The 15,014-nt window shown below is 37.8% G+C and carries 9 protein-coding genes and 2 pseudogenes; 3 read left to right on the forward strand and 8 right to left on the reverse strand.

The window, feature by feature from the left end; translation table 11 throughout:
* Positions 1-124 precede the first annotated feature (124 nt).
* Positions 125-312, reverse strand: a pseudogene (locus AC5JL8_RS35795) (Uma2 family endonuclease); the annotation flags it as partial.
* 284 nt (positions 313-596) lie between these two features.
* Between AC5JL8_RS35795 and AC5JL8_RS35800 the strand changes: the two are divergent.
* The 3 genes from AC5JL8_RS35800 (at position 597) to AC5JL8_RS35810 (ending at position 7,190) form a co-directional block, all read left to right on the forward strand.
* Entirely contained in the window at positions 597-2,678 is a 2,082-nt protein-coding gene (locus AC5JL8_RS35800; RefSeq protein ID WP_495884441.1) for a dynamin family protein, read from the forward strand.
* A gap of 336 nt (positions 2,679-3,014) precedes the next feature.
* A complete protein-coding gene (locus tag AC5JL8_RS35805) occupies positions 3,015-4,901 on the forward strand; it encodes a tetratricopeptide repeat protein (protein WP_495884442.1) in 1,887 nt (628 codons plus the stop codon).
* 51 nt (positions 4,902-4,952) lie between these two features.
* The gene (locus AC5JL8_RS35810) at positions 4,953-7,190 is read left to right on the forward strand and encodes a dynamin family protein (RefSeq protein ID WP_495884443.1); all 2,238 of its coding nucleotides are present in this window, start codon (positions 4,953-4,955) and stop codon (positions 7,188-7,190) included.
* A 53-nt stretch (positions 7,191-7,243) separates the two neighbouring features.
* Here the strand turns inward: AC5JL8_RS35810 and AC5JL8_RS35815 are convergent.
* The 7 genes and pseudogenes from AC5JL8_RS35815 to glmM all read right to left on the reverse strand — a co-directional run.
* Positions 7,244-7,336, reverse strand: a pseudogene (locus AC5JL8_RS35815) (Uma2 family endonuclease); the annotation flags it as partial.
* Between the two features lie 107 nt (positions 7,337-7,443).
* A complete protein-coding gene (locus tag AC5JL8_RS35820) occupies positions 7,444-8,082 on the reverse strand; it encodes a peroxiredoxin (protein WP_495884444.1) in 639 nt (212 codons plus the stop codon).
* Between the two features lie 137 nt (positions 8,083-8,219).
* Positions 8,220-9,407: a hormogonium polysaccharide biosynthesis glycosyltransferase HpsP gene (hpsP, locus tag AC5JL8_RS35825; RefSeq protein ID WP_495884445.1), complete on the reverse strand. Its 1,188-nt coding sequence runs from the start codon at positions 9,405-9,407 to the stop codon at positions 8,220-8,222.
* A 49-nt stretch (positions 9,408-9,456) separates the two neighbouring features.
* Entirely contained in the window at positions 9,457-10,632 is a 1,176-nt protein-coding gene (gene hpsO / locus AC5JL8_RS35830; protein WP_495884446.1) for a hormogonium polysaccharide biosynthesis glycosyltransferase HpsO, read from the reverse strand.
* 101 nt (positions 10,633-10,733) lie between these two features.
* A complete protein-coding gene (gene hpsN / locus AC5JL8_RS35835) occupies positions 10,734-11,714 on the reverse strand; it encodes a hormogonium polysaccharide biosynthesis glycosyltransferase HpsN (protein ID WP_495884447.1) in 981 nt (326 codons plus the stop codon).
* Between the two features lie 61 nt (positions 11,715-11,775).
* Entirely contained in the window at positions 11,776-13,419 is a 1,644-nt protein-coding gene (hpsL, locus tag AC5JL8_RS35840; RefSeq protein WP_495884448.1) for a hormogonium polysaccharide biosynthesis protein HpsL, read from the reverse strand.
* A gap of 57 nt (positions 13,420-13,476) precedes the next feature.
* The gene (gene glmM, locus AC5JL8_RS35845) at positions 13,477-14,949 is read right to left on the reverse strand and encodes a phosphoglucosamine mutase (RefSeq protein WP_495884449.1); all 1,473 of its coding nucleotides are present in this window, start codon (positions 14,947-14,949) and stop codon (positions 13,477-13,479) included.
* Positions 14,950-15,014: the final 65 nt, after the last annotated feature.

The following is a 15,014-nucleotide window of genomic DNA, read 5'->3' on the forward strand; positions in this document are numbered from 1 at the left end:
TCTTTTCTGTACCTAAGTTCTTCTCTATAAAAATTTTGGCTTATAACGGTGGCAGTATTACTGTATTTTGTAACCGCGATCGCATTAAATAATGATGACTCCTATGGCCTCAATCACGCATCTATTACCAAACTTTGCTCATATTCAGCACGAAACCAGACATAACTAGGTCACCCTTATAGTAGCGGGATTTTCTAGATATTCCACTGGTAAACCAGGACGATAAATATAGACTTTGCACTGTTTGCGGTCAATTAACCAGCCTAGCTTTACTCCAGGCTCCCTCATGTATTCTGCCATTTTTTCCTGCAACACAATAGGTGATGAAAACATAATACCTACCTGACTGACTCTTACTTTTATTCTCACGCAACCTGTTAATTTCGTGCAGATAAATAGCGAGGATCATCAGCTAAGAGTCATTTTGACGCAAAATTACGGTTTCCTAGTTAAGGTGAATAGATAATACCCAGTAAAGTAGCGATTTTACTGAGGCATTTATAATACTAGTAAAATATAATACATTAAATATTTTGGTACTGACAAACTTTTCTTTGAATCTGCAAAAAATAATCCTTAATTAGGGTATAAATTTTATGAGTAATCAAGTTGCATCTGACAGATTTATCAATGATTTAGAGCGTGTTGCTCAAGTGCGGTCAAAAATTTCTGATTGTTTGAGCAAAATCGCTGAAACTATAAATCAAGCGGAATTAGCTGGAGAATCTTCATCAGGAAAACTCAGCCTAGAACGAGATATTGAAGATATTACAGTAGCTAGTAAAAATCTCAAGCAAGGTGTGTTCCGCCTGTTAGTTTTGGGCGATATGAAACGGGGAAAAAGCACGTTTTTAAATGCTTTAATTGGAGAAAATTTACTGCCAAGCGACGTTAATCCATGTACCGCACTATTAACAGTTTTACGCTATGGCGTCGACAAGAAAGTCACAATTCATTTTAATGATGGTAAAAATCCACAACAGTTAGATTTTCAATCTTTTAAATATAAATATACCATTGACCCTGCTGAAGCTAAAAAACTAGAGCAAGTAAAAAAGCAAGCATTTCCTGATGTTGACTATGCAGTAGTTGAGTATCCATTAACGCTATTAGAGAAAGGTATTGAAATAGTTGATAGTCCAGGATTAAATGACACGGAGGCACGGAACGAATTATCTTTAGGCTATGTTAACAATTGTCATGCAATTTTATTTGTGATGAGAGCCTCACAACCTTGCACCCTGGGTGAACGTCGCTATTTAGAAAATTACATTAAAGGTCGTGGTTTGGCAGTTTTCTTCTTAATTAATGCTTGGGATCAGGTGCGGGAATCATTGATTGATCCTGATGATACAGAAGAATTAAATGCAGCTGAAGACAGATTGCGGCAAGTATTTAAAGCTAATTTAGCAGAGTATTGTTATGTAGATGGTCAGAATGTTTATGATGAGCGCGTGTTTGAGCTTTCATCAATTCAAGCACTTAGAAAAAGGTTAAAAAATCCTCAAGCTGATTTAGAGGGAACTGGCTTTCCAAAGTTTATGGAAGCGTTAAATACTTTTCTGACTAGAGAACGTGCGATCGCAGAACTTCGGCAAGTTAGAACATTGGCCAGACAAGCCTGCAATCACACCCGCGAAGCAATTGAAAGACGCCTACCATTACTTGACCAAGATGTAAATGAGTTGAAAAACCGCATTGATTCTGTGGAACCGGAGTTTAACAAACTTACGAGTATCCGCAATCAGTTTCAAAAAGAAATTATTAGCACTAGAGATACTCAAGCAAGAACAATTTCTGAATCCTTCCGCAGCTACGTTTTAAACTTAGACAATGCCTTTGAAAACGATTTCTTACGCTATCAGCCAGAGCTAAATTTATTTGATTTTCTCAGTAGTGGAAAAAGAGATGCATTTAATGCCGCACTGCAAAAAGCCTTTGAGCAATATATCACAGATAAATTCTCTGCTTGGACTTTAAATGCTGAAAAAGATATTAATGCAGCTTTCAGAGAACTTTCACGTAGTGCTGCACAGTATGGGGCATCTTATAGCCAAGTAACAGACCAAATTACCGAAAACTTAACTGGACAGCAAGTTAAAGTCAATCCCACAACTACCACAGAAGATGATAACTCTCCTGGTTGGGCAAAATGGGCAATGGGATTGTTATCTCTGTCTAGAGGAAACTTAGCTGGTGTAGCATTAGCTAGTGCAGGATTTGATTGGAAAAATATTTTATTAAACTACTTTACTGTAATTGGTATTGGCGGCATAATTACAGCAGTAACAGGTATTTTTCTAGGGCCAATTGGATTTGCACTACTTGGTTTAGGAGTAGGCTTTTTACAAGCCGATCAAGCACGCAAAGAGTTGGTAAAAACGGCTAAGAAAGAGCTAGTAAAATACTTGCCACAAGTAGCGCATGAGCAATCTCAAACTGTATATGATGCAGTGAAAGAATGTTTCGACTCTTACGAAAGAGAAGTAAGTAAGCGGATTAACGACGATATTGCATCTCGCAAATCTGAATTAGATAATCTGCTGAAGCAGAAAGAAACACGCGAGATAAATCGTGAGAGTGAGTTAAAGCGGCTAAAAAATTTACAGGAGGATGTTATAACGCAGATGCAAAAAATTGAGGCTGCATATACTAATTTGTTAGCTTACTACAGCTAATCTATATCCATACAATCTTGTTAAATTAATCTAGAAATTACCCACAATTTTTGAAATGAATACTAATGTATTTATAATTTATTTATACTACCTTAGTATTTATAAATCACACAATCACCGCTTTAAAGCCTTAATTATTTATACTTCTTGTGGTAACCAGTGGTTTTCCGTTACGCGTCTACGCTTTTTGTGATGCGTAATTACTAATTATTTATGGATTCCTTTGTTAATTATGAGTGAAATTTAGTAATTTATAAATTTTCTTATTCTGTAACTTTTAATATTTAATTGGGAACAATAATTATAGGTTTTTATAAATAACGACGAATTTATCAAATGGAATGGACAAACTTACTCAAAGCACAGCAATTTGATTTTATTCAAAGGTTGCAATCTAAATACTTACTTAATTGTGAGATAAAAGGTCAACATAGCGAATTGACAGTTATTGGTGGTGACAGTTTAAGCCATTTACGAGACTTCTGCTGGGAAATGGTTAAAAAATATAGACCAAACGACCCTAAAAATTACTTCATTAACAATATGAAAGGAAAGTTAGGAGAGGAAGTTATAAAAACTCGTTTAGCTGAATTTGTTACTGAAGTTGACTATGAAACAAAAGTAAATGGTGACGGCAAAGTAGATTTTACACTAACATCTGATTCATCTATCGGTATCCAAGTTAAAGCAAGATATGGTAGATTTGATACTGTAAAATGGTCAATTACTCAAGAAGAAATTAGTAAAAATGCTATTTTAGTCTGTATTTTGATACAAGAAGAGATTAGTGAAGCACAACCTATATATAATCTGATATTAGCTGGTTTTATTCCGACTAATATGATTGTATTAACGGATGCTAAAGCTAGTCTAAATATAGAAAACTTGTTATATGCTGGTGGATTATATAGCTATTTAGAAAATTTAATCTCATGTAAAAAAAATTCAAAATTAGAACAAGGAGTTGAATGTCATCCTAACAAAGAAGTAGCAACCCAGGATGCTAACAGCTTTGTAAATAATTATACAAACAATCAATTTGCTAAATTAGCTATTGAATATTTCAATCTTGCTAATTCTTATCACAAACAAAAGCAATACCAAACTGCTACTACTTACTATAATCAAGCATTGGAATTGAATCCATATTTTGTAGATGGTTATTTTTGGAGAGGGCTTTCATTTTATGAAAATCAAGATTATCAATTGGCAATTCAGGATTTTGATACTGTTATTTTGATGAAACCAGATGAATATAAAGCATATAACAATAGAGGTCTTACTCTTTATGCACTAAATGACAAACAGAAAGCCATTGAAGATTTCAAATATTCTATAAGCATTCTTAAAAAAAGTTCTGCTTTAACTTATTATTATAGTGGTATTACTCGTGATGCCCTTGGAGAAATTCAAGAAGCAATTAAAGATTATACTGAGTCTATAAAATTAAATCCTCATTTTTATATATTTTACTTGGAGCGAGGTACTTCTCGTTCTAATCTTGGAGATACACAAGGAGGAATTGATGACTACAGTGAAGCGATTAGAATTCATCCAAACTGTGATAATGCTTATTATTTACGTGGTATAAAACATTTTAAAATTGGAGATAAAAATAAAGCAATTTACGACTACACTCAAGCTATTAATATAAATAACAAGAATTATGAATATTACCTTAACCGTGCTTATGCTCGTTATGCTATAGGAGATAAAGAGGGTTCCATTGCAGATTATACAGATGCTATTAGCCTAAATCCTCATCTAGCAGTAGCTTTTGCAAAGCGTGGTACAGCCCGTTACAAACTTAGAGACATCAAGGGTGCAATTAAAGATTATACTTCAGCAATAAACATTGATTATAAAGACAGCATAACATATTTTAATCGAAGTTTTGCATATTATAAAATAGGTGATATGCAAAGAGCGGTTAATGATTATAATCAAGCATTAAAACTTAATCCAAAGCTCGCTGCATCTAAACAAGCTAGGAAATTGAAAAAATTGTTATATTCATCGAATAATTTAGAGAAGATCAATAATCATCAATTAGAATCGATGATTAATCATTCCGATGAAGAAGATGAAGATGACTATGATAATTTATCAATTAATACAAATAGTTATACAGAATACTATGATAGAGACTTAGATTATGGCTATTTAGAAGATTTGGATAATGACGATTATTACTATTATTTTAAAGGTTGTAGAGAATTATAAATATTAAAAAGCTATTCAAAAAACAAAGCACAGCCACGATAATAAGTAAATATGCAGCAAGTAAATGAGAGTTACAGAGAATTAGCAGATGCACTTAAATCTGCATCTACATTATTAAATTTAGACAGCAAATCACAACTGCATCAAGATATCACTACTATCTTTAAGTATTTAGCTAATCCCAACTTTCAGATTGCAGTATTTGGGCCTTTTAATCATGGCAAGTCTACGTTGCTGAATGCCATACTGGGAAATCGTACTTTACCTATTGATTTGATTCCGACTACAGGTGCTGCGATTACTGTCAAGTATGGTACTGATATACGAACTCGCATCATGTTGGTAGATGGTACAGAAATTTATCACAGTGGCACAGAAATTTTACAACAATTTGCCATTCTTGATGGTAACAGGCAGATGCGGAAAGATGTAGCATCTGTAGAAGTTTTTTGTCCACATCCTTTTTTAGACACGGGTGTAGAATTTTTGGATTTACCAGGTACAAATGATAGAGAAGAACAAGATAGTTTAGTACGCGATCGCCTTTTAAGTGCAGATTTAGTAGTGCAATTGCTAGATTCACGCAAGTTAATGACTTTGGGTGAGCGAGAAAACTTGCGAGATTGGCTATTAGATCGGGATATTAAAACAGTTATTCTTGTTGCTAATTTTATTAACTTACTCGAATCAGAAGAACAACAGCAAGTTCATAATCGGCTGCGGTTTGTTGCTGAAAGTTTTCGCGCCGAATTACCACCGGGTTTTAGTAATTTGTATCGCGTTGATGCTTTACCTGCGTTAAGAGCAAGACTCAAAGGTGATACGGCTACAGCCACTAGTAGCGGTTTAGCTGCTTTTGAAGCAGCTTTGCAAAATATTGTGGGTATTTTACAACAAAATCGTGGGAGTGTAAGGTTGCCTAGAGTGCAGGCGATCGCCTCTCAAATTCAATTATCATTAAAAGCTAAAATTGACCCTCTCGCTAACGAAATTAATTCTTTTGATCAGAAACACAACGCCAAAATTGAAATCAAACAAAAAGCTGTCAACTTAATTCAACAAGGCTTTACTAATAGTGTTGCAGATTTACGCAATTGGCTAGATTTATCTAAACTACTTAAAAAATATCAAACTGATGCCACAGTAGCACTCGCAGAAAATAATTTTAAATCTTGGCAAACAGATACTTTAAAAAAAGACTTCATAGAGTTACATCTAGCCGTGATGAAATGGCTTTATCAAGCATACGAGTTTTTTCGAGAAGAACTACCTGAAGATTTAATAATTCCCTGGCCTAGCGAACCACAAATAACGCTACCTCCCAAGCCAAGCAATAGCAATGATTTGAGTGAAACTAGTGCAGTAGCAGTTGGTGGTGGTATTGGTTGGTTATTGGGTGGCCCTGTCGGAGCAGCTGTTGTTGGTAGTATTTCTTATTTATTGAACAAAAATATTCAAAATTCAGAAGAAAAATCAGCGAACGAATCTTATGATCAACAAGTTGCTAAAATTTGTATAGCCGCAACTGAAGATTATTTTTCTCGCTTGAGCAGTCAAGGATTATCAATTCTAGCTGAATATGAGCAAAAATCAAAAAGAATAATCCGTTTTGAAGTCAGTAAAGAGCCAATCGAAATTGCTCAAAAACGGGAATCTTTACAGCAATTACAAAGTAGTTTTAACCAATTGCTGCAAGAATTAGAAAAAGCAAAGATATCTTCAAATTATCAACCTTATCAAGAAACACCAAAATATACAGAATATTCCCCGCCAGGAAACAAAGAACAAAAAAGTTATTCAAAAGTAGAAGAGAAGGTGAATGTTTCAGGCTCATCGACATATCGCACTTCTACCAGTTCCCAAACTTCTTCCACTCACCGTGTCAACACATCTCCACCACCACCTCCCAAAGCTTCCTCTACTCCCAGCCCAGAAGAGTTGGAGGCAAAATTTCGTAATTGGGAACTTGATGAAGAAATAGCGCGGATGAAAACAGAAATGCGTTCTCCTGGTTCTCAAGCTAGTAAAAATACTACAAACCAAAACAACAAACCACCTCACCAACCCAAAAGCCAAGCAGAAAAAGACAAGATTGCTCGCGCTTATAGCTTTTTAGGATTGCAACCAAATGTGTCATTTGCTGAGATAAAACAGGCTTATCGAAATTTGGTAAAAAAATGGCATCCAGATTTATTTGTTAATCAGCCGCAATTACAAAAACAAGCTCAAGATAAAATGCGGTTGGTAAATGAAGCTTATAAGATTTTGACAGATAAATTCAATTCTTGAATGCTGGATAGGTTTATATATAGCGTTTTACAGCTCAGTGAGGTACAAATTTATAAATCACGATTAACCTGACAGAACTCAAAGAATTGTTCGTCTGTCATTTGCATTGATGGCGGAAGTTGCAACACCAAAGGGGATGAAAGCATAATCCTACCAGATTGACTTTTACTTTTATTCTGACGCTAAGAAAAAAAAGACGCGAAGATATAACTTTGCGCCTTTGCGTCTAATGTATAAAATATTTTAATCAAACTTACTTGTTGGGTTGAGGAGTTAACCGCAAGTAGGGTTTTACTTCCTCGTAACCTTTGGGGAATTTCTCCTTCAGCACTTCTGGATCTTTGAGTGAGGGGACAATTACAACCTTATCCCCATCTTTCCAGTCAGCTGGTGTAGCCACGCTGTAGTTATCAGTCAGTTGCAGAGAATCAATTACCCGCAACAGTTCATCAAAGTTGCGTCCGGTGCTAGGGGGGTAGGTGAAAGAGAGGCGGAGTTTCTTATTGGGGTCGATAACGAAAACCGATCGCACTGTTACCGCTGCGTTGGCGTTGGGGTGGATCATATCATAAAGGTCAGAGACTTTACGATCTGCATCTGCCAAAATTGGGTAGTTGAGAGTAGTACTTTGTGTTTCTTCGATATCGCCCACCCATCCTTTATGGGATTCTACATCATCAACGCTGAGGGCGATCGCTTTGACATTGCGCTTGTCAAATTCTGGTTTGAGCTTGGCAACTGCGCCTAATTCAGTGGTGCAAACAGGTGTAAAATCGGCAGGGTGTGAAAACAGCACTACCCAGCTGTCACCTGCCCATTCGTAAAAATTTATGTCGCCGTGTGTTGAGGCTTGCGTAAAGTTGGGTACTGTATCACCAAGACGGAGAGTCATGAGGGATTCCCTGTAGTTAGAAAAGCATTATGTATCTTACTACCAATCATGACATAAAGCTCCGGTTCGCCTATCGGATTAAGCGGCTTGTCATAAAATTTTAAACTATGTAATTTCTCCTAAAGTAGCTAAATTAATTACTCAATTACAGTTAAGATTTGCTTGTATGCAGAGATAGTTTGACGAGCGATCGCATTCCAGCTGTAATGTTGCAATGCGTATTTTTGGGCATTTAATCCCCGTCGCTGGCGTTCTTGGGGATTTTGTAAAGCTTCTTGCAATAAATTTACTAGTGCTTGCACATCTGTTGCGCCTACCCACCCCGACTGGCTTTCACTCACCTGATGACAAATATGCACCTGGTCAGAAATCACCACAGGTGTTCCTGCTACCATTGCCTCAGCTACAGCAATACCAAAATTTTCATAGTAGGAAGGCAAGACAAATAAATCAGCAGCTTGTAATAAACTAGTTTTTAATTCACCTGTAACAAAGCCTGTAATTGTAGTGTGCGATCGCAATGGTGAATTTTGGATCTGGAATGTAATTTTTTGTTCATAATCTGGATCTTGGGGATTTGTCCCAGCCAACACAAAGTGAAAATTACAACCCATCAATAACAACTTTTCTAATGCTGGAATCAACAAATTCAACCCTTTTTTTGGGTCAATCCGCGACATAAATAATACTATAGGCACATCGCTTGAAATTCCCCGCTGGCTTTGTAACATACTTCTTGTTTCTGTAACAGAAGATTGTTGGGGAATCACACCCAAAGGAATCACCAAATCCTGCGTAGCTACACCAAAACGGTTTGATATTTTTGCCTCTTGAACACTGGTAAAATGAATCGCCGCCGCACCTGCTAAATTTCGCCGTTCCAGCATTGCAACATAAAGCTGTTTCAATTGCTTTTTCTTGCATAAATCAGCTGGATCGAGAGTTCCCAAAGGACGCAAAATATAAGGTAGCTTTTGCTGACGACACACAATTGCAGCGGCACTACTTACAGGAGAGAATAAAGCATGAATATGGGCTAGATCAAACTCACAAGCGTGACGTTTTAGCCACTGGATTAACTCCAGCGAAAACTTGTAACGGCGAAATGGAGCGCAACGGAAATAAATTATTTCATAACCATCTTGTTTCACTGGTTCATTTAACGGCACATCCAAGGATTTTTGTCCAGTATCGCCATTACTATCGGTTGTGATAACAGTAACTTCTACTCCCTCTTTTGCTAAAGCGGGAGCTAGTCCTAATACCATTTGACTGGGGCCGCCATAAATTAAAGAAATTGAAGGAACTATGTGCAAAATTCGCATATTTTTTAGTTGTCAGTATATGTTATTTTTATTGATGATTAAATTTTAATTACTGATTACTAACAACTTTTTGGTAAAACTCTAATTGTTGTTGAGCTAATGCTTTATTTGTATATTCATTCAGCGCTTTTTGATAACCACTTTCACCAATATTATTTGCAAAATCTGGTTTTTCTATTAGTTGAGTTAAGCAATTAGCAAGAGCTTTAACATCACCTTCAGGAAATACTAAACCAGCATCGCCAATTACATAAGGAATTTCACCAGAGTTAGAACCAATCACTGGCACTTTACAAGCCATTGCCTCAATTAATACGTGCCCAAATTGCTCCTTCCAACCAACGGCAGTCAAAGTTTTAAAATTATAAGTTGTTTCTGATGGCAGTACTAAAGTACTCATTAAATTTATATATTTAGGAACTACATCATGAGGTACACTTTCAATAATTATTACTCGTTGTTTAATATTGTTTTGCGCTACAATTTTAATTAGTTCTTCATGCAAAGGGCCACGCCCAAGCAGTAGTAATTTCCAAGGTTTATCTTGCAAAGCTACTAATGCCTGTAAAAGTGTTAGTAACCCCTTCTCTTGGACAAATCTACCGACAAATCCCACTACAAAATCGCTTGGTTTAATTCCTAGTTGAGTAGCTAATTCAGGTTGAGGTTGAGGAGCAAATAGGCGTTCATCCACACCCAATTGTGGCATTACCTTAATAGGGCCTCGATATCCTCGTTGTTGTAATATTTCTGCTCCATCCTGATTGCCGCAAATAATACCGTGGCTATGCTTTAGGTTATATTTTTCTAATAAAGCAACTGGGAATTTTAGCTCGTATGGTAAATTCCACCAAGTAAAAAATATATTTTTTGCCTTTAATCTCAATAGTTGATTTAAAAAAATCATCTGAGTATAAGCCAGCGCTCTAGAACCTTGCTCCACCTGGATAATTTCTGGGCGAAACTGTTGCAATAAAGATATTAAATCGCTACCAAAAGTTAAAAGCCCTTGATGATTTTGGCTAAAATTATAAATTGGAACTATTCTAAATGCTCCCTCATCGCAGTATTCAGTTTCAATAACTTTATTTTGCACGCCACCAGGTTTCCAGCGTTTGGGAACAACAACCGTCACTTCAATTCCTGGTTCTAGTTGAGATAAAGCGCGTAGCTTTTCACAGTTTAGGTCTACAATATAAGTATGGCTAGCAACTAAAATTTTCATTATTAGAAGTAATTAGTAATAGATACATTAAAAATAAAATAGGAATTAGCAGCTAATGACTAACTCCTCATTTTCCATTAAAACGTATTGGCATTTAAGCTTTAAAATTGCTCATCTAAACGGCTATAAATTTGACCATCATTCCATCTAGATTGAATGACAGTCCCCAAAGCTTTGAGAAAACCCAAGCTGTAGAAAAAGCCGCGAGTCAGAATTTTGAGAGGAGAACCGCTTTTATGGCAAGGTGGTCTTCCCAAAACGTGACAGTCGAATAAACGGGCATATAGCTGTAAAGCTTGGGTAGCAGTGAGGTTTTTTAATGCCATTAAGAAATGATTGTGGTAAAAGGTAATTTGATATTCTAGTGATCGCATACTAATATCATGGCAACCTCCTGTCTCTTCACCTAAATGCACTAAATAAGCATCTGGGTCATACCAAATCTTATATCCCGTCTGCCGCAGCCGCAAACAAAAATCTGATTCTTCGCGCACCGCACTACCACCAAATCGTTCATCAAATCTCAACCCATACTTGGTAAAAATTTCACGGCGAAAGGACATATTACAACCCCTAGCTGTTAGCACTTGCTGTGGTTTGATAGTATGCACTAAATCAATGTGATACCAAGCAATTCCTGGGTTCATTGCTTGGGGAGGAAGATATTCAATTTCTAAATATCCTCCAGAATCACCTAATTTCATTCTGTCAAATACTCGTCCAGCAACAGCTCCTATCTCAGGATTGTACAAATAGTTTTTTGCATGGGCTGATACAAATTCAGGAGTTATTTTAACATCATCATCAATAAATAAAATGATTTCCCCATCTGCTCGACGCACACCATAATTACGCGCCCCTGGTAAACTAGCCCAATTTAAGCGAAACCATTTAATCTTCTTTGCTGTTGCTAATTCCTCCAAATAAGCTTGAATTTCTGGTTGGTGTTTTGGGGTTTGATCAACTACTAAAACTTCAAAATTCGGATAATCTTGGTTCAATAAATCTACAAGGCTATCCCGCAATGCTTCCTCCCGTCCATAGGTCGGGATCACTACGGAAATTGAAGGTAAAATACTCATAATTTCTTATATAAAAAATATTTGCTGTTTGGGAAATCAGATAATGTAAAATTGGTTAAATTTATATTTTTGAGCCTTTTTTCTTAGTTTGTTGCGTCAGACCAGCTTCTTGCTTCTCTTGTTTATCTAGTACTGGCAATTTAAAAATAACTCCTGCAAAAAACCAATAGTAGGCAGCAACTGGATCGACATCCAGAGGATAGTAGTAAGTGTTGTAGCTAATAAACAATATAAACACCCACAAAGCAGATCCGTAACTGCGGAAATTACGGTTTTTCACTGAGCGATAGGCTTTGAAGGCTGCTTTTATAAGGACGGTGACCAAAGCCAGAAAACCCAGTACTCCAAGAATTCCAACTTCATACAATACTTTGGGATAGTAGGTTTCTACCAGTTTGGTTGAACCCATCGCACGGGCAGAGTTAGTAGCTCGACCTAAGCCACTTCCTAAAGGCCCATCGACATTTTTCCAATTCTCCTCAAATTGCTGGATAATAAACTCTTCGGGCGGTGAAGCTTCCCAACGCCCCGTAAAACTCTCCATCCTTTCTTGCACGACAGTAGGGTTTGTTACCATCGCAATTCCGAGAATTACAGCAAGTCCTATACCGATGGGAATGAACCGTTTGAGGTTGGCAATTTGACCAGTAACAAATAGCAAAATTACAAAGCAAGCTGGTACTAAAGCTAAGGCAATTCTCTGCCCAGAAATTACAGCATTAATAAAAACTGACGCTAAAGAAGCTAAACTGATCAACCGCCAAATAATTGATGGATCAGTGAAGCCAGTACCAAAAGTAAAAAAGGTGCTGGAAATTAAGAACCATGCCCATTGCCAAGGAGCTACAAAAGTTCCTGGTAAACGAATAACACCTTCTTCTGGACTATATAGCAGCGAGCCACCAAAATAACATCGGGCCTCCAATGTTGCTCTAAATAAAGCATCTCCCTCTAAACCTCTAGTACCTTGGCATACACCGGTTAGCAGCAATAGATATTGAATAAATCCTAAGACACAGCAGATAAGTGTCAGGACAACCTGTAAGCGTGATAAAAAAAGAAAATCGCTCTTATTGCGAATTAGATAATAAGCACAACCTATTAAGGGTACATAGCCTAAAAATACTTTCAGCCCCAGAATACCCATGCCTATGGGAAATTCATTTGGTGGTTTTTCCAGCAATCCTACCTTAGGCGGGTTGAACTGCTGCCCTCCGTTAACAAACAGCAGCGTTAGCAAACACAAGCCCAATAAAATAAACAGTGGAGTTTTAATCTCTTTGGGAATAATGAAGGGTAGCCCCTGTTTACGGCAAGTTTGCCAAAGTCCAATCAAGGCTGGGACATAAAAAGCGTCTTTAGCTAATTGCAGTATAGGACTATTACCGATGTAGTAAGTGATTGTACCTCCCAAAGGAATGTAAATCATGAAGGCAACAAGGGCTTGGCGGGGATATTTGTACGATAGAGAAAAAATAAGAATTGCTAAGACACCTGGAATTGCTGCCTTAATTCCACCCACGAAAAAAAGAATAATGCCAAAGAAGACACCGCCAAAGGTGGCGGTGGTTAGTAAGCTAATAAATTCTTTGCGTGCTAGGGTTGCTTTGCGCTTTTGGGCTAACCGTTCTTTAACGCTAAGGGTAGGTTTTTCGCTTTGCGATCGCTTTTTTGATTGTTTGGATTTTCGCTTGGGTTTGGGCATGAATTTGAGTTATCAGCGCTGAGTTGTGAGTAGATCCACTCAGCACTTCAGCACTCTTTATCCTAAGTGTTGTTGGACTTGTGAAACTAGTTCATGTGTCCAGTAGTTGGCAAGTTCAGCGTTGGCCGCTTCCACCATAACCCTGATTACTGGTTCTGTGCCAGAGACGCGGACTAAAATTCTGCCAGAATCATTCATTGCTGCTTCGGCCAGGGCGATCGCTTTTTGTACAGGTTCACAATCTTTCCACCCCAAACGGCGATCGCGATCTACTACTCGTACATTCCGCAACAATTGGGGATATGTCTGAAAGCTTTGGTCTACCATTTCGTTGAGGGAAACACCAGCTTCTTTGATCAAAGCTGTTATGTGTAAGGCTGTTAACAAGCCATCTCCTGTAATACCATAATGACGGCAAAGAATGTGACCAGATTGTTCACCGCCTAGCATTCCTCCATGACGCAGCATTTCTGCTTGCACATACTGGTCACCTACTGCTGTGCGAATCAAATTACCACCAAGCTGTTTCCAAGCCTTTTCAAAGCCTAAGTTGGCCATAACAGTGGAAACTATCAGATTATCTGGTAGTTGTTGCTTTTGCTGTAAATGCCGTCCCCAAAGGTAGAGAATGTAATCGCCATCGACTGGTCTACCTGTATTGTCTACAGCTAACACCCGGTCAGCATCGCCATCAAAGGCAAAACCAACGTCAGCATGGTGCTGCTTAACTGCTGCTTGCAGAATTTCTAAGTGTGTGGAACCACAATTGACATTGATGCGCTCGCCATCTGCTTCATTATGCAAACAAATGACCTCTGCCCCCATATCTGTAAATACTGATGGGGCTAATCCTACTGCTGCTCCCCATGCTAAGTCCAAAACAATCTTCATTCCCTGAAAATTGATTGCGCTGTGCAATGGTTGTTTCAAAGAGTCGCCATAATGCTTGACTAACTCATTTCGCAAATAATGCCGTCCACAATTACCCACACTGGCAACTACTGACCGATTGCCGCGTAGCCCTGCCTCAATTTCTGCTTGCAAGGCTGGTGATAACTTAGCACCATCCGCACCAAAAATTTTAATTCCATTGTCCTCTGGTGGGTTATGGCTGGCAGAAATCATGACTCCGCCGATGGCATCACTAATGCTAGTAAGATAAGCGACACAGGGAGTCGGGCATAAACCCAAATACCAAACTTCAATTCCCGCTGCTGTTAACCCTGCACTCAATGCCATTGCCAGCATATCGCTGGAATTTCTAGAGTCTTGTCCGAGAATGATCGGCCCTGAATTAGAAGCATGGGTACGCAACACAATACCCGCCCAAAAGCCTATCTGTAATGCTAAAGGCGCACTTAGCAATTCTCCTACTCGTCCACGAATGCCATCTGTACCAAACAGAGGAGTTGTTGGCAATGATATTAAGTTGAGGGCAAAATTGCTTGTGATATTTTCTCTCGATCCATCAGATGCGGAAGCAGAACTTCCATGAACGCCGTCTTGAGTACGAGTTATAGATGAAACCATAATTTTAAACACTCCACACAGTCACACAGGACAATAGCACTTTACACTTTGTTCAACAATTTTGA

This window comes from Mojavia sp., assembly GCF_059505145.1.